We start from the raw sequence: 22,354 nt of genomic DNA on the forward strand, positions 1-22,354 counted from the left end.
GGAATAATGAAGCATATTCAAGGTGCAGGTTTAGGTTTTCGTCGCGAGATGTTAGATGAAGTGTTACCAACACTGCCTAGCGAGGTCGACTTTTGGGAAGTTGCGCCCGAAAACTGGATCCCTTTAGGGGGAACATACGAACGCCAGTTTGCCCAAAGTATTCAACAAGCGCCTTTTACCACACACGGTTTGTCCCTTTCTATCGGTAGTAGCGACAAGCTTGATATCGAATTCGTTAAAACCGTAAAGCACTTTTTAGACACCCACAATATCGATTTATATAGCGAGCACTTAAGTTACTGTTCTGGTAACGGGCATATGTACGATCTCATGCCAATACCGTTCACAGAAGATGCAGTTAAACATGTGGTAGGCCGCATAAAGCAGGTTCAAGACATTATCGAGCGGCCATTGGTGCTAGAAAATGTGTCTTATTATTTGGCGCCTGGGCAAGAAATGTCTGAACTAGATTTTACCAATGCGGTACTAGCGGAGTCAGGTTGCTTGTTACTGCTTGATGTAAACAACGTTTATGTAAATAGCATTAATCACAAGTATGATGCTTACGATTTTATAAACCGCTTACCTAGCGATAAAATTGTATATGGTCATATTGCTGGGCACTTCGATGAAGCCCCAGATTTAAAAGTAGATACCCATGGCGCTGATGTTATTGAACCCGTATGGGATTTACTAAAACACGCTTATGAAACTCATGGCGTATTCCCTACATTATTAGAACGTGATTTTAATATTCCCGCGATGGAAGTATTAGTAAAAGAAGTGCAGCGTATTAAAGCGATACAAGCCCAGAGTATTGCAAATCACCAAACCGTTTTTGCAGGGCAGTCTGCATGAGCGAGAATTTTAAAACCGTCCAGCAACAGTTTGTTAACGCAATTAAAGATCCAGATTCGTTTGAAACAAACAATGCTGACATTAAACGCCGCATGGATATTTATCAGTCCCTTTTTTTTAATAACATTATGGGTTTTATAAGCACAGGTTTTCCGGTGTTAAAGTCATTGGTAAGTGAAGAAAATTGGAATGATTTGGTGCGCGCCTTTTTTATTCATCACGAAAGCCGTTCACCGTATTTTTCAGACATTAGCAAAGAATTCGTAGAGTATTTGTCAGCAAACCCAGAACTCGCATTTCAATTACCTGAGTTCGCCGCTGAACTTGCCCACTATGAATGGCTAGAATTAGATATCAGCATTCGAAAAACTCCTCATAAGGTGGTGTATTTTGAAGCTGGCGAACAGGTAACAAAGGTGAGCGTTTCCCCGCTAGCAACCCTTGCTTCATATGCATACCCAGTTCACTTAATTGGTATGGACTATATTCCCGATACCCCCGCACCCGAGCAACAGTTCTACGTGGTGTATAGAAATGAAGAACAGCACGTAGAATTTGTGCATTTAAATCCGCTGACTGCAGTTTTATTGCATACCATTGAACAGCACGAACAAGGCATAGAAATAGAGGCCTTAGGCGAGCAGCTTTGTAAGCAATTAAACCACCTACCAGAACACACTGTGCTTCAAGGTATGCAGCAAATAGTAAGCGATATGCTGCAAAAAGGTATTTTGTTACCTAGTTGAGGAGTTTGCTGAACACTAAATCACCAGTTTTTAACTGGCACTTAAGTGCAGAAAGGCTAAAGTTGTACGCGAGTGTATAGCTTTGGCTGTTAAATGTTGGGAAAGTAGGCAATTGACTACAATAGCGCTGTCAATCCGGTCTGCTTTCGATTAACATTTACGACCATTTTTTTGTTAGTTAAATTGTTTAGGTAGTGCATATGGCAGACAATTCAGATTTCAAAGAAGTCTACAATAAGTGGTACTTTCTAGCTTCTATCGTAACTTTACTCGCGTTTCCGCTGATGCATATCATCTGCGGCTGGTTTACCTTCTGGTTATAACGCAGACATTCAAGGCATAATTGTGACTGCACAGTATATAAAATCAGTTGTTAAAACCGTTCCTGACTATCCAAAGCCAGGTATTTTATTTAGAGATGTTACTAGCGTACTAGAAGACCATAAGGCTTTCAGTAGTTGTATCGCATTGTTGCTTGAAGAATTCCAAGATATGGGATTCAACAAAGTAGCAGGAACCGAAGCGCGCGGATTTTTATTCGGCGCACCATTGGCCATCGAGATGGGCATTGGTTTTGTTCCAGTAAGAAAACCCAACAAATTACCCCGTGAAGTGGTGAGTGAAACCTACGACCTTGAATACGGTACTGATACGTTGGAAATCCACAAAGATGCTATCCAGCCTGGCGATAAAGTTTTACTTATCGACGACTTGTTAGCAACTGGCGGTACCATCGAAGCATCAGCAAAGCTAATCCGAACATTAGGCGGCACCATTGAGCATGCTGGCTTTGTTATCGGCTTACCTGAACTAGGTGGTCGTGAAAAGCTAACCGCGATGGGTATCAAAAGCTTCACGCTTTGTGAGTTCGACGGCGAATAAGGATAAAAATACAAGCAATGAGTTATCAGGTATTAGCACGTAAATGGCGCCCGGGTAAGTTTAGTGAACTCGTAGGGCAGGAACATGTTGTTTCAGCTATTTCGAATGCGTTAGATAACGACCGCTTGCACCACGCGTACCTATTTACCGGTACGCGAGGGGTAGGTAAAACCACCATTGCTCGTATATTTTCCAAGAGTTTAAACTGCGAAGAAGGGCAGGGGTCTAACCCTTGTGGTCAATGTAATACCTGTAAAGAAATAGAGCAGGGTAATTATGTTGATTTGCTTGAAATTGATGCGGCATCACGCACAAAGGTAGAAGATACCCGAGAGCTACTTGATAACGTACAATACAAGCCTACCCGCGGCCGGTATAAAGTGTATCTTATTGATGAAGTACACATGCTGTCTAAGCATAGCTTTAATGCGTTGTTAAAAACGTTAGAAGAGCCACCACCTCACGTTAAGTTTTTACTGGCCACGACCGATCCACAAAAGCTTCCTATTACTATTTTATCTCGTTGCTTGCAGTTCAATTTAAAAGCATTGTCGCGAGAGCAAATAGTTGGGCAGCTTAATCATATTCTAGAGCAAGAAACCTTACCCTTTGAGCCGCAAGCGCTAGCGTTGTTAGCCCGCGCTGCACAGGGGAGTATGCGTGATGCCTTAAGCTTAACCGACCAAGCTATTGCACAAGGTGGTAATGCGGTTAACGCCTCAGTCGTTACCGACATGCTAGGCTTGATGGATAAAAATCAGCTTGTGAAGTTATTGCATGCGGTGGTGAGTAAAACGCCAGCCGATGTTATGCAATTGGTTCAGGATATGTCGGAACAAGCACCAGATTACGATCATGTGCTTGCCGAATTAGGCAGTACGCTACATCAAATAGCGTTAACCCAATGGGTGCCTGAAGCCTGTAAATTAGAAACAACTTCAGCCAAAGCTATTTACCAACTTGCTAAATCAATTTCTGCTGAACAAGTGCAGTTGTTGTATCAAATTGCGCTGCAAGGAAGGAAGGACTTACCATTCTCATCAGACGGCAGGAGCGCATTAGAAATGACGTTAATGCGTATGATGACATTTGCACCTAGTACGCCTTTAGCTGATGCGCCATCTGAGATAGCCAGCGGAACGGTTGATAGTTCGTTGCCTATTGCATCGGCGGAAAAAAAAACACTAATTTCTGAGCAAGACGCGCAAAGCACGACTTCTACCGCTAACTCTCTTAGTGCTAAAAGCACAGACGCTGGGTCATCGTCAGCCGGTGAAGAGGCTTTCAGCAATGAACAAGATGCTCACAGTGCAAATGTTCAAGATGCAGAAACTGCTACTGATGAAACCGACCGCGCACGAACTCACGAGATTTCATCTTCTTCTGACATAGCAGATTTAGCCACTTCACAGAATACCCCCCCTGAACCAGGAGCCTCGGCTCATGAAAAAGAGTCGTATGGCGAAGCCGCTTCGCAACAGGTAGCGTCTTTTGAACAGGCAGAGCCTTCGCAACAGGTAAAGCCTTCCCAGTCGGTAGCGTATTCAAAAGATGGCCAGCCGTCAGATGCCAATCAGTCTGTAATAAATAATCAGCCTACAGGTAGTGATCATTCTACAGGTAGTGATCATTTTACAGGCAACGATCAGCCTACGGGTAGCAATCAACCTGCAGGTGAGTATGGCAAGCCAGTCAGAAGTTTGGCGTCAGAGCATACTCCTTCAGATTCGGCCCCGTTTAATGATATGCCGCCAGCAGATGCATACATGGACGATATGCCACCGCCTTACGATGATGATGAGTCGTCATTTATGCCGCCTGATTTCGCCGATGCTCAGCGGACAAATACACCGCTATCTGATGAAGGCCCTGACACGCAATCTACACATTTTGCTTCGCAGCAAGCTGTTGATTCTGTGCCAGCCGCTACACCCACACCAGAGGCACAGCTAACATCCACTGCTGATATGCTCGCGCTACGACAGCGATTAAAGCAAAAACGTGATGAAAGCGCAGAACAAGCGGCGAAAAAGCCTGAAGCGACGAACGAAACTACTAGCTTTGTAGATAGAATGAGTAAGGCTTCAAGCCAAAGCTCTCTTGACCCTTCTAGTGAAGGCCGAGATGATAGGCAATCTAAAGGCACGGCTGACGACATCAGTGCTCAACAAGAATCAACTACTGCACCGGCAACTGCGCCATCAAGCTCTGATACTTTTAATGCAAATTTAGATGTTGGCTCTAACACGACTTCTAACGCTAGCATGCAAAACCAAACCGATATGCCCCCGTGGGATACTGGTATGCAGCATAATGACGAGCCGTTTACTGCCAACGAGCAAGATACCCACTTTGATTCACCAATGCCTGACGCGGCGCAGTATGGCGGCAATAGCGAAACAGCTCGTAATGAGCCTCAGACTTTAGAATCAGAGCCTTTAGAACCTCAGCCTTTAGAATCAGAGCCAAGCGATACCCGTAATGAATTTAGTGCTGAGCCAGTAAATCAGTTCAAAAGTCAGTATCAAGGTAAGCTAGCTGCGTATTTGGATGATGGTAGTAAGCTTGTTCATGCGAGCCAAATTGATAAGTGGAGCAATGACGTAGAGCAAATGCCTATTGCAGGTTTGCTTAAACAATTGGTGCTTCATGCCTCTTTTTTGCGAAATGATCAGGGTATAACGCTTGAAATTGATAACAGTCAGGCGCATCTACTAAAAGACAGTGCAAAACAACAGTTGCTTGATGTATTGCATCATAGTTTTGGCGAAGGGGAGAATATTACCATCACCCTTGGCTCGCCAAAACAAACGCCCTATGCGTTGCAACAAGACATTATTGCTATGCGCCAAGCGCATGCACAATCGGTAGTACATACCGACGAAACAATACAAGCGTTGTTATCAGCGTTCGACGCATCAATAGTGACCGACTCGGTTAAAGCGCGATAGCAATATTAACTAACACTAAGACAAAGTGAGAAAAGAATATGTTTAAAGGTGGAATGGGCAACATGATGAAGCAGGCTCAGCAAATGCAAGATCGTATGCAGAAAGTGCAAGACGATTTGGCAAAGCTGGAAGTCACAGGTGAAGCCGGTGCAGGCATGGTTAAGGTAACCATGACATGTAATCATAACGTTCGCCGCGTAGACATTGACGACACGTTAATGGAAGACGATAAAGACATGATTGAAGACTTGGTTGCCGCTGCATTTAACGATGCCGTTCGCCGCGTTCAAGAAACCAGTAAAGAAAAAATGGGTGACGTTACTGGCGGAATGTCACTTCCACCAGGCTTCAAAATGCCGTTTTAATGTGAATGTTTTAGTAACGCTTACCGTAAGTTAAGCATTACGTTGTAACAAAAAGCCCCGGTGAAACCGGGGCTTTTTGTTCGTCAGTATTCAAATAATACTAAGGGCGTCCGTATTACCACTGGTGTGATTAGACAGTGATTTACGTATAAGGTTAATGCCAAGTATTCGAATATATAGTTATTGCAACTTCGTTTTCGCCATCGCTATAAAACGAAACAGTAAATCAAAAACGCCTTTCATGTTTGCTTATACATGTCTCAACTGTTTAAGAGCGTGTAATTAATTTCTCATCGCCATCAAACGTTTTAACCGATAAGGTAAATGCATCGTAAGGGTAACTTTCAGCTTGGTCTTTAAGTATTCCCAACGCAATTTCTTCGCCCATTCTCAAACTATCGTAGTAGTCACTGAAAAAATGCACTCCACCCATATTTCTTCCAATCGATATATTAGCGGCGAGTTTGTTAAGCTCAGCTTCTAAGGTAATCACTTCATCAGAATCTTCAATAGTTAAGGTATCGTCGTTGTCAGTTGCTACAATCTTAACGGGTTGCCAATTATCCCGTTCAGCAATTTCTGGTTTTACGAAGCAAACAGATTCTCCTTTTCGGGCTAACTGCGCATTAGTATCGAAAAATGCTTTAAGTACGGTCACGCACGCTCCTGCAACAGTTGAGTGCCCTGCACCGTAAGAAGGGTGCATGGGGGACCCTTCAGCAAAGGCCATCGGTAGTAAATCTTCCGTGTGAAAAAGTTCATTGATCTTAGCCAATGTGTCCGATAAATCGGCTTTCATGTTCTCGAAATTTGTACTGGCCGCGCCTCCCACAGCAGCTTTGAACGCATCATTGTCAGATTTGGCTATTCTTGCTGCTAGCACTTCAGGGCGCAGGCGTCTATGCACTTGAAATTTTTGATACCTGACCGCTTTCAGCGCTCGAGTTGCCACTTCTGTTACCAACGATAGAATATGTGGCCCACCAAACAAAGCAAAACCTCCCGCTCGCGAGTTAGGAAATTCCCCAGAAAGGTTTACGAAGTTACTATCAAAAGGAGCAAAGTCTTGGCTCTCTTTTTGGCTTAGTAGTATTAGGCAGGCATTTAAATAGGCTTGATAGAGGGCGTCGAAATGAACGTATGTCGCTAAATCTCTTGGGGTTTTAATAAAAGTGAGTTTTAACTCTCCACTGTTTTCTTCATAGTTCCCCGTTCCTGTCTTTGGAGTGTTATTCCGGCTGTAACCGTTTTGAACCGCTACCCACTCGTCAAATTCCAACATGAAATTCTTATCACTTGCTTTTGGTACTTTTTGATTGATGGTTTGCGCGCCGTAATTAATAAGGCCGGATTCAACACTACTTTTGGTATTCCCTCCCCCCATCAACATGAAGCAAGAGAGGTAGGGACCGATACCTACGCCTGGCGAGGACCCCCTGAAAACTGTTCCGGGCGTAAGCACTTTGTCACCACAGGCGTTTTTTGCAGTGAGTCTGGGGCGTCCACAGAAGCCGCGCATTGCATAACTTAGCTTATTTAGTCTTTCGCATGGGCCTGCAATCTCATCTGACAATTCGCTGAACTTATTGAGAGCGGTGTCTCGTAAAACCGCTAGTTCATAAACTTCGGCCATTTCAAAGGTTAGCTCACTTGAGCCAAGCCCTGGCGGTGGCGCCATTGTCACTTCTTGTGCATCAGGGCCTTGAACATCAAATACAAAGCCCGCAGTTGGCGCTTCCCAAAGCCGGCGTTTGCCCTCGGCTGTAGGTACATCTATCGCGTGGAAAGGCGATATTTCCCCTCCATTAATTGCATCTATTAATGCCTCACAGGTTTCTGCATTTTGAACAAGGCCAGTTTCGGGATTGTGTTCTAATCCTTTGGTAAAGCTCATGGCGTAGTTGATACTCGACTTTTCATCGCCATTATTTATATGCATCACTTGAGAATGGATGGACTGATGCCTATTTAGCGAAGCGATACGAATACGGTAGTCTAGTGAGTCTTTTGAACGTTGATTTTGAGTTTCATTCATTGAAGTATTCCTTTTCGTTGAATAGTAGTGGTTATTCACTACTCCAGTTGTAGCTAACTGATGACGGGGATACATCATTGAACAACAACTGCCAGCCCTCCCTGTCTAGCGGCCTAGAATTAAACACTATTGGTTAAAATTTGTACACTGCGTTATTCTGTTAAATTGAGTTTTAAGTCTTGTTAAAGTTTAAGTCTCAGATTTGTAGTTAAAAAAATTTGCAGTTTTTTTAGATTAAAAGTGGAAGATGGGTATTAATTGAAGCGAAATAGAGGGGGGAGCAGAGTACTTCGCTTAATAAGGAAAGTGGTTGTAAAGCATTTCTGCAATACAACCAAACTAATTAGCGTTTTATTTGGGGCTTTATCAACAGCAAATTTACTAGCGTTTGCTGGTCGGGGAAGCCTGTAACTGCAATACCTTTTGCCCGTTGATATTGGGTAATAGCCTCCACGTATGACTTGTTAAAAGCGATGTCAGACGATTCGGTATCAATGTTATACCCACTTGATTCTAACGCCTCAACAGTCATATCAAGCACCGTTTGATAAATATAAATAGTACTGTCGTTAATCGACATCTCGATAATATCGGAACGTGTAGACATGCGTGTTGGCAAAAACGCTTGCAGCATAATATTAGTGGCATCTAGAAATTTTTGATCTGGATTATCGGTGCAATGCTTATTTAGCATCAATAACATCAGTTCAGTAGTCTGCCATGGCGTTATATCAAACGTTTTTTGCTGCAACGCATTGAACGCCGTGATGTAACCTTCTAGCCAGCCGCCGTATAAATATGTTTTTGAACCTTGCTCAGAATACGTACTTGCAAATTCAGAGCAGCTGCGTTTCGCTGCCCCTTTTGTGTTGAACGCGCCTTCTTCATCTGCCGCTACGGCACAAAATGAGAATAAAATAACTACTAAGGTTACGACATACTTCTTCATCTTTACTAAATACGGGGGCGGGTTTAGCACCCCCTCTCCATTACTTTTACGTTTACTTGCGTTTGCGAACTAGCGAAATGCCAACAAGTGAAAGTAAGAATATTGCAATCGTTGAAGGTGCTGGCACGCTGGTGGTAGATGTCACAATAGCAGCTTGGGTTATTGTATACGAACCTGGGTCAGCAAAAGAAACACCGGTAACGAATGCTGTTGGATCTGTAGGGTCTAACATAAGGTCTTCATTAATACCTGTCAGGGTGAACGTTGAGACAGGAAAAGGGAAGTCGAAGGTTTGTCCCGCCATTAAAGCTTCTGTGTACTCATCTCCTAACGAATTGCTAAAGGTGATTAGGTACCCATCGTCATCATTTACGCTGAGTAAAGTCGGTGCGGTAACACTGGCAAATTGACCACTGTTCCCAGCGGTGTACGTGTAGCCGGTCGATACATCTGGATCGAACCAAATGGTTTCGCCTGCATCAACCTCCGGTAGCGTGAATACAAATTCGCTCTCTTCACCTACTTCAACATCTTCATCCGGCATTAACGGTGTAAATTCCGACTCACCATTTTCTACGGCAAAATTACCAAAGCTGCTTAAATATACTGTTGTGTCTAATGCATCGTCTGATGCATCAGCTAGCAACATAGTAAACGTATTTCCAGTACTGCCTGGCTCTACGGGAATATCGAATTGTAAAAGCGGAATGCCATTTGGTGCTAATAAACCGTTCAATTCTGTGCCTTCAATGGCCTCGAAGTCAGGGTGGTCGATTGAGATAGGGGCAAATACACCGTCTACGGCAAGCTCAGCCACAGGTGCAAAAGCTACATTAGCACCGTTAAATAATAGGGCAAAGCCGTCGGTATATTCACTATCAACATAGCCTGGAAATTCTTCTGAGCCGAAGGCCGCAATAAATGACACAGTACTCACATCATCAGATACATCAAAAGTAATATCTAATTGCACAGCATCGAAATGTTCAGCTTGCCCGGTAATTGGGGTTAAAATTGTGTTTTGTGCCGCTGAGGCTGGGTTTTGAGGTACATATTCCTCGCCGCCACCATCTTCTGGCCCTGGCTGCTCATTTCCGCCTTCTAGCCCAGGCTGCTCATTTCCACCTTCATTCGTTTCACTTTGCTCAAAAATCTCTACAGGGTTGTTAGAAAACTCTGCTTCTGCCAAGTTGCCGTCATTGGCCGAGGGAAGAGGGATTTCGACTACTTCAGAACCAGTATCGATATATTCATTCGGCCCATCGACATAATCGCTTACTTGACCTGTACTAAAGACAATACCGCCAGCACTTGGAAGACCGTAGGTTACTGAGTTATTAGTATAAAAGCCAGCTTGACCAAATTGGCCCGACAGCGATTGCTCGGTAATTGTTAAGCCTGAATTATTAATAAATAGCGCATCGGTTAAAATTTCGGCTGAGTCACTGCTTTCAATAACAATTGCATTGGCATATTGAGCAGAAAATAAAAGGCTAAACGAGAAAGTACTAATTTTTATGATTTTTTTAAAGGTAGGCATTTACTACATCCCTGATGTTCTAAAATTTTTATTTTTTTGAATGATCAATTTATGAAGTTCGAAAATGCCCCAGCAAGAAATTGGCCAGTTTTTAATTTATTGAATTTATTGGTTATTTTTAATTTCTAATCTTTCTGTGTAAAAATTATTGACGGTTTAGGGCTGTTTGGAAAGTGTGTTATTTCTATCACTTAAATTTATATCTATCTATAAATGGTTGAAAATGAAGTTTATGTTAACTAAGTCTATGTATTTTAGTGGGTTCTATTTTATTGATAGCACGTTAGCGCTGTGTATGTGGAGTCTTTACATAGCTAGTTTCAGCTTTTTATTAAACGAAGGCTTTACCTATAATTTCGGATTGGTTTGCTTCAACTGATTGGTCAGTAAGTTCGGCATAAAACGCTTTAGTTATGGTAGACCATCAGTAATAATACGTTCCATCTTAATCTTCAGAAATATCAACATTTTCATGCTGAAAAAAAGTATTATCCTGTCGGTGACAGTAGTCGCTGTTGTAGCCATTACCTTATTTGGCATTTCAACTCACAGGCTATATAGCAAAAAACAGTTATCCGTAGACCCTAAGTTGAATGAAATTTCTGGTATCGAATACGATAAAAAAGGGTTTCTTTGGGCTATTAACGACAGTGGGGATGATCCCAAATTATATCGTTTAGATGATAACGGCGACATTACCAAAGAAGTCATGGTAGCCAATGCTAAAAACATTGATTGGGAAGATATTACCCAAAACGACTTCGGACACTTTTTCCTAGGCGATTTTGGTAATAATGATAACGACAGAAAATGGCTGACTATTTACAAGATAGAAAACCCTATCGATATTAAAACCGAGTCGACGAACGCCGAAATTATTAAGTTTACCTACCCTGAAATGGACGGGAAAACACCGGTTAAACCGAATGATCGTAACTTCGATTTAGAAGCCTTTGTTGCACTAGGACGCCACCTTTATTTATTCACCAAAAATAGAACTGAGCCCTTTGATGGTATTACCAACGTATATAAAGTGGGTGATCATGCGGCTAACTTTGATGCCGAATTAATCGACTCTTTTAAAACCTGTACTACCATGGAGAAACTGTGCTGGATAACGTCGGCGGCATTAAGCCCCGACAGAACTAAGCTAGCGCTATTGGATTCCACTAGTATTTGGTTATTCGAAAACTTCAAAGGGGATAAGTTCTTCTCCGGCGATGTTTACCGCATTGATTTAGGGTTGATTACGCAAAAAGAGGCGGTCACTTTTAAAGACGACAACACCATTATATTTACCGACGAGAAATTTAAAGGTATTTTCGGCGGAAATGCGTATGTGATTAAACTCGATGAAGTGCATAAAAAATTGATTCGAAAGGCAGCAAAGCCAAAAGAAAAAATAATTGAGCCAAACTAGCCTATAGCAAACTTTTATTGAGAGTGTGCAACAAGCACTTTTAGTGAGTAAAATGCGTAGTTGTTTCGTAACCGATTTAACATGATAAGTAGTTTGTATGAAGTTTAGCCCGTTACTGAATGAATTAATTCAAGCGTTAACTTGCCTTCCTGGGGTAGGTAATAAGAGTGCCCAGCGAATGGCGTTTCATCTTTTGGAACGTAATCGCAAAGGGGCAATAGATTTAAGTAATGTGCTGCACAACGCCATGGAGCATATTCACCACTGTCAGCGCTGCAGAACGTTTACAGAAGATGAGCTGTGCGAGATTTGCCGTCATCCAGAGCGCGAAGCCAGTGGCTTATTATGCATTGTTGAAAGCCCGCAAGATGTTTTGGCAATCGAACAAACGCTTAGTTATAAAGGCCAGTACTTTGTATTGATGGGGCATTTGTCGCCTATCGACGGAGTAGGGCCTGAAGAAATTGGCCTCAATGAATTAGAAACCCGTTTTAGTGCAGGTGGCATTAACGAAGTGATCCTTGCCACCAACCCCACGGTGGAAGGTGAAGCCACTGCGCATTACATAGCCCAGCTTTGCGCGGCACATAATGTTGAAGCGTCTCGTATTGCTCACGGTGTGCCCGTTGGTGGCGAGCTTGAATATATAGATGGTAATACCCTTACTCACGCCTTTTCTGGTCGCCGCAAACTCTAAATTGCGGCGCTTCCCCAATAATATTTTTTCGCTTTGCTGTTGAAAACTGCGAGTTCGACCTTACCTGTTTGAAAGTAACGTGATCCATTCAACGAGGAGATATTGGATTATGGCTGAAACAGCCCATAAAGAAACCCACGGTTTTCAGACGGAAGTAAAACAACTTCTACATCTGATGATTCATTCTTTGTATTCAAATAAAGAAATCTTCCTACGTGAGCTTGTATCTAACGCTGCCGATGCAGCAGACAAGCTACGTTTCCGCGCACTAGAAAACGACAGCCTTTATGAAAATGATGGCGACCTAAACGTAAAAATTAGTGTAGATAAAGAAGCGGGCACGGTAACTATTGCTGATAACGGCATTGGTATGAACCGCGATGAAGTGATAGCCAACTTAGGTACTATCGCAAAGTCGGGTACAAAAGATTTCTTCAGTAAGCTTTCTGGCGACAATGCAAAAGACTCACAACTGATTGGTCAGTTCGGTGTTGGCTTTTACTCAGCATTTATCGTTGCTGACAAAGTGACTGTTCGCACTCGTGCCGCTGGCGCAGATGCTTCACAAGGCGTTGAGTGGATTTCTGAAGGCGAGGGTGAATTCACCTTAGCAGAAATCAACAAACCAACTCGCGGTACTGAAATTGTATTGCACCTTCGTGAAGACGAAAAAGAATTCGCTGATGATTGGCGTTTACGTTCAATTGTTAGCAAATACTCAGACCACATTAGTATTCCGGTTAAAATGTGGAAAGAAGAAGTGCCTGAAAGCGAAGGCCCTGATGGCGAGAAGACCCCAGCACAGCCAGGTGAGTGGGAACTTGTCAATAAAGCTACTGCTTTGTGGACGCGTGAAAAGTCAGACATTTCTGATGAAGAATATAAAGAATTCTATAAGCACATTTCTCACGATTTTGCCGACCCATTTGCATGGGCGCATAACAAAGTTGAAGGTAAGACAGAATATACAAGTTTGTTGTACATTCCTTCTATAGCCCCGTTTGATATGTGGAACCGCGACCAAGCGCACGGTTTAAAACTGTATGTTCAGCGCGTTTTCATCATGGATGACGCCGAGCAGTTTATGCCTAATTACTTGCGCTTCGTTAAAGGTCTTCTAGACAGCAACGACTTGCCACTTAATGTGTCTCGTGAAATTCTACAAGACAACAAGGTAACCCAAGCATTGCGTCAAGGTTGTACTAAACGCGTACTTCAAATGCTTGAGAAAATGGCCAAGAACGACGCCGATAAGTACCAGTCATTCTGGAACGAATTTGGTAACGTGCTGAAAGAAGGTCCTTCTGAAGACCATAACAATCGTGAAAAAATTGCTGGTTTACTTCGCTTCTCATCAACCAATAGTACATCTGATGCACAAACTGTGTCGTTGGCAGATTACATTGAGCGCATGAAAGAAGGCCAAGATAAGATTTACTACGTAACGGCGGACAGCTTACAAGCTGCTAAATCTAGCCCGCACTTAGAAATCTTCCGTAAGAAAGGCATTGAAGTATTGCTAATGGGTGAGCGCATTGACGAGTGGTTAATGTCGCACTTAACTGATTTCAACGAGAAGCAGTTTGAATCTATTGCGAAAGCAAACTTAGATTTAGGCGACCTTGAAGATGAAGATACTAAGAAAGCCCAAGAAGAAGCAGAGAAAGAAGTAGAGGGTATTGTTGAGCGTGCTAAAGCAGCCCTTGGCGATAAAGTAGTAGACGTTAAGTTTACCCACCGTCTAACTGATTCTCCGGCGTGCATTGTTGCTGATGACAACGGCATGACTACACAGATGATGAAGTTGATGCAAGCTGCAGGTCAGCCTGTGCCTGACGTTAAGTACCTATTCGAACTTAACCCAGAACATGCTTTGGTTAAAACCTTAGCAGAAACGCAAGACGAAGATTTGTTTAAGCAATGGGTTGGTGTATTGTTTGACCAAGCGGCATTGTCTGAACAGGGTAGTTTAAAAGACCCTTCAACGTTTGTGCAAAACTTAAACACTTTATTAATGAAGTTAGCGAAATAAGCTTCATTATTAAAAGTTAATTAATATAAAACGGGCGTAATGCCCGTTTTTTGTTTCTAGGGTCTTTAAATCTATTTTGCACGTTAATTTATGCTATATTTTCCTCCTTTAGCTAACTTCATTCGGTACGTTTGAAAGTAAGCAGTGAGTTAAGACCAAAGTCGGATTTTATAACGGGCCATAAGTAGTATATATATTCATCATAAGTGTTTAGTTTCCCTCTACAGTAGGGCTTAGACTTGTCACTGTGGTGCTGAATGTGTAAAGTGCCCCAAGTAAAAAAGTTCAAAATCATAAGCGGAGAACGCACTCATGCGAATTATTCTTCTCGGCGCTCCTGGCGCGGGTAAGGGCACACAAGCTCAGTTTTTAATGGGCAAATATGGGATCCCCCAAATTTCTACCGGAGACATGCTTCGTGCTGCTATAAAAGCAGGTACGGAAATGGGCCTTGCAGCCAAGCGTGTAATGGATGAAGGTAAGTTGGTATCTGACGAAATCATTATCGGGCTGGTTAAAGAGCGTATTGCGCAAGACGATTGTAAAGATGGTTTCTTGTTAGATGGCTTCCCACGTACAATTCCTCAAGCTGATGCAATGAAAGAAGCGGGTGTTTCTGTCGACCATTGTATTGAGTTTGACGTACCGGATGATGTAATTGTTGAGCGTATGGGTGGCCGTCGTGTTCATCCTGCTTCAGGTCGTGTTTACCATGTTGTTTACAACCCACCTAAAGAGGAAGGGAAAGACAACGATACTGGTGAAGACCTTATTATCCGTGATGATGATAAAGAAGAAACAGTACGTAAACGTCTTGCGATTTACCATGAGCAAACTAAGCCGTTAGTTAATTACTATAGTGCTGAAGCTGATGCTGGCAACTGCGAATACCACAAGTTAGACGGCACACGCCCAGTAGATGAAGTAAGTGCAGAGCTTGCTGAACTTCTAGGTTAATTAAGCTTGTTGATTTGTAAAGGCCGCTACTGCGGCCTTTTTTGTTACTTGTATGTTATAAGCGAATAGCGTTTAATAATTGCAGAATAACTAATATAAACGTGGAGCTAACTCATGGTATTACCTATAACGGCGTTTTATGCCAGTCTGTTGGGGATTTGCTACCTATACTTGTCTTTTTTAGTAATAGGGGTTCGTAGAAAAAATCAAATTAGCTTGGGTGACGGTGGTAATGAAGACCTGAAAAGGCTCAGTCGCGCTCATGGAAATTTTAGTGAATATGTTCCTATTACCCTCATTATGGTCGCTTGCTTTGAAGCGAATACTGGGCAAGGTTGGGCGGTACATGCACTTGCATGTGCACTTTTATTCGGACGCATTTTCCATGCTTATGGATTAAGACATCATAGTGGAGCAAGCTGGCAGCGTATTGCAGGTATGATGCTGACATTTTTGGCCATGTTAGTCGCGGCCATTGCTAACTTAATGCTTATTCATTTTGGATTGTGATTGCCTGACATTCAGGCAATCACAGTGAGTGCTAACGTTTAGAACCTAAACGTTGCTTTGGTATATACGAAGCGGCCGCGTGGATTGTGGATACTACCCACATACCCATAAAGGTCGCTATCGCCATCGCCAATAGCAAAAGGTGGTTCTTCATCAAGTACGTTGTTTACGCCAAGTACAAGTCGGATAGTATCAGTCACGTTGTAGCCACCTTGAATATCCACTAGCACTTGTGAATCGACCATTCGGGATGTGTTTTCTTCAAAATCTAACACGCCGTCGAAGTCGATATCCGGTGTATCTTCAAATTCACCCACAAAACTAATATTCAAGTTAGCGTCAAACGCACCTTTGCTCCACGTTGTGCCAAACAACCAGCGGTGCTCAGGATACCCATACTCACCAGTGTAATCTAAACCATCCTTTTCAAACTCGGTAAGATAAGACCAATCAAGATTGAACTTCACGTCACCGTAGTCGTTTAGGGTAAGCATGTAGTTTGCACTTAAATCGATACCTGCAGCTTCTTGTGAAGACACGTTTTGGTAGGTATTAAATATCTTTTGGATAACCCCTAAGCTAGCGCTGCCTTGTGGATCTAAGCGTACGCAAATTTCGCTATCTTGGTTATTACACTCAGTGTCGTATACCAAACCAAATTGCTGCTCATCAATTTTGTTGTCTTGGGTGATACTCCAAATATCAACGCTTAGACCAAGTTCTTGTGTAGGTGCCCAAATAGCGCCCACATTCCACGATTCAGACTCTTCCGCTTCCAAATCTGGGTTACCCGCAAACTCAATATTATAATCTAATGATTCGCAGTCTAAACCTGTTGCTTCACAGCGGTATCTATCTACAAAGAACACACTCTTCTGCGAAGGGCCTAAACCTACTTGTGCCAATGATGGTGCTCTGAACCCTTGCGCCCACGAAGCACGAAGGGTAACTTCGTCGCTTGGCGCCCAGCGTAGCGCAACTTTCGGGTTGGTCGTGTTACCAAAGTCGCTGTAGTCGTCGTAACGACCCGCCAATTGAAGCTCTAGTTGATCAGAGAGCGGAATTGATAATTCTAAATAGGCGGCGTATTGGTCGCGCTCTGCGTTAGCAGAAACAGATTCAGTACCAAAAATGAGCCCTTGCTGGAATTGAATGTCTGGAATGTCTGATACTTGCTCTTCACGGTACTCTATACCCGCTGCCATCATGACCATTTCATCACCTAACGCAAACGCTTCGCCAGTAATGTGAGCATCGAAGCTAGTCATGCGTGATTCACCTCGGCGAACCAAGCTGGTGGTAATGGCATCAATAACCTCAGGTGAGTTAGTTACACCACCGAAAGGATTGTAGTTACCTAAGGCGTGTTGATCTTTCGTGATTGGTTTTTGAGCAGCATGGTAAAGAGTTATAATTTGCTTCGCCAAAAGTAAAAGAACAACTCACTACCATGCCGAGACTAATGCTAACTGATAAGCGGTGGCAAAAGCTACTTCAAGTAATGAAGAGTACAGGCCGCATTTACAATAAACCAGAACATAGAATGACGTTTGAAGGGATACTCTTCCGGCTGAGAACAGGAATTCCTTGGCGTGATTTACCAACAGAATTCGGCGGTTGGAGCGCCGTTTATCGCCGATTCAATTTATGGTCGAAGAAAGGTTTATTGAATATGTTATTCAATGAGTTAGCCAAACTGGCTGATTACGACTGGGTCTTTGCTGATGGTTCGATTGTCAAAGCTCATCAGCATAGTGCCGGAGCAGCTACTAAGGATAATGAGTGCATTGGAAAAAGCCGAGGTGGTAACTCCACAAAAATTCATTTAGCCGTGGATAGTGGTGGGCTTCCAATTTATTTTGAACTATCAGAAGGCCAGAGAAATGATATAGCTCGGGCTCAAAGTCTGGTTGACCATTTAAGGGAAGTAAACATTTTCGTAGGTGACAAAGGCTACGATAGTGACGCATTAAGAGAATATATTGAAGCCAAAGGAGGTATCTCCGTCATACCGAAACGGAACTATGGCCAAGATATAGACAAAGGCAGCGTTGATTGGTGCCTCTATAAATATCGCCACCTAGTTGAAAACGCCTTTGCTCGAATAAAGCATTATCGTTCAATATCAACGAGGTATGAAAAGTTAGCAAGGAATTATGCCAGCATGGTATCACTGGCATTTTCGATGATGTGGCTACCCATGTACTGCTGAGTGAAATATATGCAGCAAAGATCAACAGGCCCTAGGTCAATCTGTTCCTGTAGCCAATCTACGCGAACCCAACCTTGCGATTGATCGCCGCTTTGTTCAGAACTACTTCTGCCTTTTTGGACAGATGCTTCCCAATCGTAGTCAAAAATTTGGCCTCGTAAGCCTGCTACAAACCTAAGTGTATCGGTTTCAATATCCCAGCGTCTGGCGCCCGCATCCACAGGGCGGTAACGGCCAATATCAATATCTTGCCCGAAAGGGTTATCAGGATGGGTGCCAGGTACGGTTAAGCCCGCATCTTCATCAAGGGGCGTGGCTGCACCGCCAGCTTCAGAGGTATTGTGCTGTACGGCGACTTCCATAAACGCGGTAACATCTGACGAAATTTTATAATCGAATTGACCAATAAAGCCGACGCGCTCCGATGCAGGAATAGTGAGGCCGTATGGGCCATAGTCGAACAAACAACTACCAGATGCAGTGGCGCTATCGGCTGGGCAATCGGGATCGATAGTTTTAACGCCGTCAACATAGAAATAACCTGGATACCCGCGAGAAGAACGAAAATCCATACCGCCATAAGGCGATTGATTGGCAGTACCAAACCGGCCCATTTCGTCAGCGCCTAGCTGGCTGTTGTTAAAGTAATCGAGAATGACAGTAGCGCTGCTTTTTTCACTTTGGCTGCCCCACAGCATATTAGCCGTGGTTTCGCCGTAGCTTGGCCCTGTGGTACCGCCATAGCCTACGTTTACTTCTAAACCATCATAGTCTTTCTTCAAAATAACGTTTACTACACCGGCCACGGCATCTGAACCGTAAATAGCTGATGCACCGTCTTTTAAAATATCGATGCGTTCAATGGCCGATACGGGAATAGCATTAATATCAACAAATGAATTGGTAATGCTTTCTGCAAATGCACTGATGGCAACACGTCGGCCATTAATAAGTACTAAGGTGGCATCTGGACCCATACCTCTAAGGGACACAGAGGCCGCACCATTTGCGGTTGAGTCTTGGCTATTGTTACGGGTTGAGAAAGTACCCGCACCGGTGGCCGGCATGCGTTCTAGTAATTGTTGTAAGTTCTCATACCCCATGCCTTTTATCATGGTGGCATCTATCGATTGAATAGGAGAGGGGCCTTCAATATCGGTTCGTTTGATACGAGAGCCTGTTACTGCTATACGTTCTACTCCCTCAGCTTGTTCTTCTGCTTGTTGCGCTTGCGAGGAAGAGATTGAGGAGAGTCCAGCCAGTGCGAGTGTGAGCGTACTAAATTTAACACCATGTTTCATTGTGATTTCCTTATGGTTCCATTTAACTTGTTATTTTTTATCTCAGTAACGCGAATGGTTACTAATTAATCAATAGCATTAACGTGGGTAAAGTAGCAAGCTGGCAAGCTATTGTTTTTGAATAGACTTAGTTACAAATTGTGTACAAATGGAAAATGAGCAGAGACCAGAAGCGCTGAGGCTCATCGTTGACATAGAGTAACTGGCAAATGTAGGCAAATTTGTGGGAAGTTGGGTAAGGCAGTAATAAAAGAGAGGGAGGGCATACCCGTTTGAGGGCATGCCTGTAGAACTGATATTATTGAAGCGCTAGCAAAGAACGCTCTCCTCTTGGTAAGTAGTAATTTTCTTTGTCTAATGAAAAAGCCACACGGGTAGCACGTCCTTGGACCTCTTCAACAGGAATAAAGCCGTAATAACGTGAATCTACGCTGTTATTTCGGTTATCACCCATCACCAACACATGTTTATCAGGTACAACAACTTCATTAAATGACGAGCGCGCCCCTTGTACAGGTAATAGCTGAATACTGCGCTGACTATCGCCTATATTTTCTTGGAAAACATAGTGGTCGCGCCTCTGTATTACGGCGTGCTCATCATTTACGGTTAGCGTGTTGTTACTCAAGCTAACCGTGTCGCCAGCAATAGCGACAACGCGCTTAACTAACCGCGTATCGGCCGCGCTACTTTGAATAACCACAATGTCACCACGGGCGATATCTCCCGTTTGGCTAAGCACCACATTGGTAAAAGGCAGTTCGAGGGTGTAGGCACTTTTATCTACCACTATCCGATCTCCCACCTGAATGGTGGGCTCCATAGAACCCGAAGGTACATGATAGTAATCTGCCACACTGCTTCTGAATGAAAACATCAGTACAACAAATAGTATGAAAGGTAAGTTTCTTTTAATAAACGAGCCAGTTTGTTGCTTCATCTTTATTCCTAACAATAGGTGGTTAATACGGCGTAACTGTAGTTCGTTGCCATGCACTAAATAGATTATGGCGCTAATAGCCGCAAAGGAGCTAGAAGTATAGAGGGTTTAGATTGGGAACAGTTCATACTGAAAGTGTTTCAAGATGTGTGTTCTTTATTTCACCCCAGCCTACAGTTCTCATGCTAGTGCTTGGTCGATTCTGGCAGGCGGTTGAGTGTTATAAGCTTTACTATTGAAGTACTGCAATGTACGTTTTGCGGCCCCTGATGCCAAAATAAGCATGACGCTGTTTGAAGAAAAAATTCCTGAATTCAAATTTTAGTCGTGAATACGAACTTCAGCGCAATACCAGACGCTCGTGGTTACTGAATACCGCATACATTCCAACGCTTGATTAGCGTTTTACCCAAGCGCCCTCATAACAGCTTTAGGCTCTTTAGCTACGACATTTAATAAAGCAAGTGCTGGTCCTTGTGGATTGCGATCACCTCGTTCCCAGTGACGTAAAGTTGAAACGCTGATGCAAAGCTTTGAAGCGAACTCCATTTGGGTTAGACCAAGATTACGGCGTATTTCTACAACGTTGACTTCTGGTGCTCTATGGATTTTAGCTTCGACTTTTTTTCCTTCAGTAAAATCGATGGCTTCTTGCAAACCTTGAGCGATACTATTGAATGCATTAGTCATTATATTTCTCCAACGCTTTTGTAGTTAGCAGCTTGACTAGTTTAGATAAAGTATTTCTGTCTGCTTTGACTAAATTAGCTTTTTCGTTTTTGCCAAATATTGTTAATAGAAAAAGTGGAATACGTTCATCATGATAATAATAAATAACACGTACACCCCCACTCTTACCCTTATTACCTTTGCTCCAACGCAACTTTCTAATCCCACCAGTACCTTCCATAACATCGCCTGCTTTCGGATGTTCAGATAAGTAATCAATGACACCTTTTCGTTCAGATTCACTTAATAGCGCATCTGCTCGCTTTATAAATTCTGGTAGTTCGGCTATTGTCGTTCTCATAGCACCATAGTAATCCAATGGATTACTGTATTCAACTTAAAAAACTTAAACTGCACGTCTAACTATCAATTCCTTCAGATATCTCAAGGGCGTCCTCTACTTCGATGCTTTGTTAGTATTTATAAACCCTCAGCGCGAACAGCCCTTTATGGCACAACTCGGAAATTTAAAACCTAAACCCTGAGGGTCTACTGTTTGTTTATTTCCGACTGTCAGCAATACCGAGACTTTACATAACACCGGTTAGCACATAAAGAATACATCATAGGATGAGAATCAGCTTACACGATGCTTTGCTAAGCTAAACCTTAGCGAAAAAACTGTCCTAAGGCAGATTGCATTATTTAACTTCAAGCTCCATCACAACACCGTCTTCGTCATCTTCCTCGGTTACAACAAAGCCGAACTGTGAATAGAACTTTCGCATTGCATGGTGCCCTGGCATATAGAGTATTGTTATCTTTTTACAGGCAGGGATTACGCTCATTTCTTTAATAACTTGTTCGGTCGCAATTTTTCCAATGCCTTGCCCCTGATGTTTGACGTCAACCATAAATTGCGCAATATAAAACTCGTCGGGTAGGTTTTCTTCTAACTCCTGATAATATTGAATAAAACCTACAGCTTCATCACCTTGATAAATAGCTCTGTTAACATAATGAGGGTAGAAGCTTGATTCGGCGATAGATTCCGAATTTAACGCCACATAGTTTTCTTGCTCTTTTGTAATTTCTAGATGAATAATATCTAGCCAATTGTCTTTGGTGACTTCTCGTAAACTAATATCCATATAAATCCTCAATGCTTCCCAAAAGAGATAAAAATATTTAGGCATAGTGATAAAAAACAATGCTACAAGGAGAAATAAATAGAAAATCAGTGAGGCAATAAGATGAGAGGTTCATGAAAATAAAAAGGGAGCAAGTTAC

General features: G+C 42.9%; 18 protein-coding genes and 2 pseudogenes. 11 read left to right on the forward strand and 9 right to left on the reverse strand.

Annotated elements, in window-relative coordinates; all coding sequences use genetic code 11:
* Positions 1-6: 6 nt before the first annotated feature.
* The 5 genes from AMBT_RS04520 (at position 7) to AMBT_RS04540 (ending at position 5,802) form a co-directional block, all read left to right on the forward strand.
* Positions 7-858, forward strand: a complete 852-nt coding sequence (locus AMBT_RS04520; RefSeq protein WP_013783398.1) for an HvfB family MNIO-type RiPP peptide maturase — start codon at positions 7-9, stop codon at positions 856-858.
* Positions 855-1,604, forward strand: a complete 750-nt coding sequence (locus tag AMBT_RS04525; protein ID WP_013783399.1) for an HvfC family RiPP maturation protein — start codon at positions 855-857, stop codon at positions 1,602-1,604. The genes AMBT_RS04520 and AMBT_RS04525 overlap by 4 nt, the downstream gene beginning before the upstream one ends.
* Positions 1,605-1,949: 345 nt before the next feature.
* Complete coding sequence (gene apt / locus AMBT_RS04530) at positions 1,950-2,486, forward strand: adenine phosphoribosyltransferase (RefSeq protein WP_013783400.1); 537 nt, start codon at positions 1,950-1,952, stop codon at positions 2,484-2,486.
* 17 nt (positions 2,487-2,503) lie between these two features.
* A complete protein-coding gene (gene dnaX, locus AMBT_RS04535) occupies positions 2,504-5,437 on the forward strand; it encodes a DNA polymerase III subunit gamma/tau (RefSeq protein ID WP_013783401.1) in 2,934 nt (977 codons plus the stop codon).
* A 38-nt stretch (positions 5,438-5,475) separates the two neighbouring features.
* The gene (locus AMBT_RS04540; protein ID WP_013783402.1) at positions 5,476-5,802 is read left to right on the forward strand and encodes a YbaB/EbfC family nucleoid-associated protein; all 327 of its coding nucleotides are present in this window, start codon (positions 5,476-5,478) and stop codon (positions 5,800-5,802) included.
* A gap of 268 nt (positions 5,803-6,070) precedes the next feature.
* On the opposite strand, the gene AMBT_RS04545 is transcribed toward AMBT_RS04540, so the two are convergent.
* From AMBT_RS04545 to AMBT_RS04555, 3 genes are all read right to left on the reverse strand, one after another.
* On the reverse strand, positions 6,071-7,837 hold the full coding sequence (locus AMBT_RS04545) for a vanadium-dependent haloperoxidase (RefSeq protein ID WP_013783403.1): 1,767 nt from the start codon (positions 7,835-7,837) through the stop codon (positions 6,071-6,073).
* 343 nt (positions 7,838-8,180) lie between these two features.
* Entirely contained in the window at positions 8,181-8,816 is a 636-nt protein-coding gene (locus AMBT_RS04550; RefSeq protein ID WP_049791746.1) for a peptidoglycan-binding domain-containing protein, read from the reverse strand.
* Between the two features lie 22 nt (positions 8,817-8,838).
* Positions 8,839-10,326, reverse strand: a complete 1,488-nt coding sequence (locus tag AMBT_RS04555; RefSeq protein ID WP_013783405.1) for a choice-of-anchor L family PEP-CTERM protein — start codon at positions 10,324-10,326, stop codon at positions 8,839-8,841.
* A gap of 472 nt (positions 10,327-10,798) precedes the next feature.
* On the opposite strand from AMBT_RS04555, the gene AMBT_RS04560 reads away from it, so the two are divergent.
* The 5 genes from AMBT_RS04560 to AMBT_RS04580 all read left to right on the forward strand — a co-directional run bounded on the left by AMBT_RS04560 (position 10,799) and on the right by AMBT_RS04580 (position 15,942).
* On the forward strand, positions 10,799-11,746 hold the full coding sequence (locus AMBT_RS04560; RefSeq protein ID WP_013783406.1) for a hypothetical protein: 948 nt from the start codon (positions 10,799-10,801) through the stop codon (positions 11,744-11,746).
* Positions 11,747-11,843: 97 nt separating this feature from the next.
* Positions 11,844-12,443 carry a recombination mediator RecR gene (gene recR, locus AMBT_RS04565; protein WP_013783407.1) on the forward strand — a complete coding sequence of 200 codons (600 nt, stop codon included), beginning with the start codon at positions 11,844-11,846 and terminating at the stop codon, positions 12,441-12,443.
* Positions 12,444-12,552: 109 nt separating this feature from the next.
* Entirely contained in the window at positions 12,553-14,475 is a 1,923-nt protein-coding gene (gene htpG / locus AMBT_RS04570; protein WP_013783408.1) for a molecular chaperone HtpG, read from the forward strand.
* A 312-nt stretch (positions 14,476-14,787) separates the two neighbouring features.
* Positions 14,788-15,432, forward strand: coding sequence for an adenylate kinase (gene adk, locus AMBT_RS04575; RefSeq protein ID WP_013783409.1), 645 nt, complete (start codon positions 14,788-14,790; stop codon positions 15,430-15,432).
* A gap of 114 nt (positions 15,433-15,546) precedes the next feature.
* Positions 15,547-15,942 carry an MAPEG family protein gene (locus AMBT_RS04580; RefSeq protein ID WP_013783410.1) on the forward strand — a complete coding sequence of 132 codons (396 nt, stop codon included), beginning with the start codon at positions 15,547-15,549 and terminating at the stop codon, positions 15,940-15,942.
* Positions 15,943-15,980: 38 nt separating this feature from the next.
* Here the strand turns inward: AMBT_RS04580 and AMBT_RS04585 are convergent.
* A pseudogene (locus AMBT_RS04585) lies at positions 15,981-17,300 on the reverse strand (TonB-dependent receptor domain-containing protein); the annotation flags it as partial.
* Positions 17,301-17,392: 92 nt separating this feature from the next.
* On the opposite strand from AMBT_RS04585, the gene AMBT_RS04590 reads away from it, so the two are divergent.
* Positions 17,393-18,154, forward strand: a complete 762-nt coding sequence (locus tag AMBT_RS04590) for an IS5 family transposase (protein WP_013783868.1) — start codon at positions 17,393-17,395, stop codon at positions 18,152-18,154.
* A gap of 29 nt (positions 18,155-18,183) precedes the next feature.
* Here AMBT_RS04590 and AMBT_RS04595 read toward each other — a convergent pair.
* From AMBT_RS04595 to AMBT_RS04615, 5 genes and pseudogenes are all read right to left on the reverse strand, one after another.
* Positions 18,184-19,455, reverse strand: a pseudogene (locus AMBT_RS04595) (TonB-dependent receptor plug domain-containing protein); the annotation flags it as partial.
* A gap of 298 nt (positions 19,456-19,753) precedes the next feature.
* Positions 19,754-20,395 carry a signal peptidase I gene (lepB, locus tag AMBT_RS04600; protein ID WP_013783414.1) on the reverse strand — a complete coding sequence of 214 codons (642 nt, stop codon included), beginning with the start codon at positions 20,393-20,395 and terminating at the stop codon, positions 19,754-19,756.
* A gap of 405 nt (positions 20,396-20,800) precedes the next feature.
* A complete protein-coding gene (locus tag AMBT_RS04605) occupies positions 20,801-21,085 on the reverse strand; it encodes a helix-turn-helix domain-containing protein (RefSeq protein WP_013783416.1) in 285 nt (94 codons plus the stop codon).
* Positions 21,078-21,425 carry a type II toxin-antitoxin system RelE/ParE family toxin gene (locus AMBT_RS04610; protein WP_013783417.1) on the reverse strand — a complete coding sequence of 116 codons (348 nt, stop codon included), beginning with the start codon at positions 21,423-21,425 and terminating at the stop codon, positions 21,078-21,080. Before AMBT_RS04610 ends, AMBT_RS04605 begins: the two co-directional genes overlap by 8 nt.
* A gap of 340 nt (positions 21,426-21,765) precedes the next feature.
* On the reverse strand, positions 21,766-22,215 hold the full coding sequence (locus tag AMBT_RS04615; RefSeq protein WP_013783418.1) for a GNAT family N-acetyltransferase: 450 nt from the start codon (positions 22,213-22,215) through the stop codon (positions 21,766-21,768).
* Positions 22,216-22,354 lie beyond the last annotated feature (139 nt).

This window comes from Alteromonas naphthalenivorans (assembly GCF_000213655.1).
Taxonomy (GTDB): Bacteria; Pseudomonadota; Gammaproteobacteria; order Enterobacterales; family Alteromonadaceae; genus Alteromonas; species Alteromonas naphthalenivorans.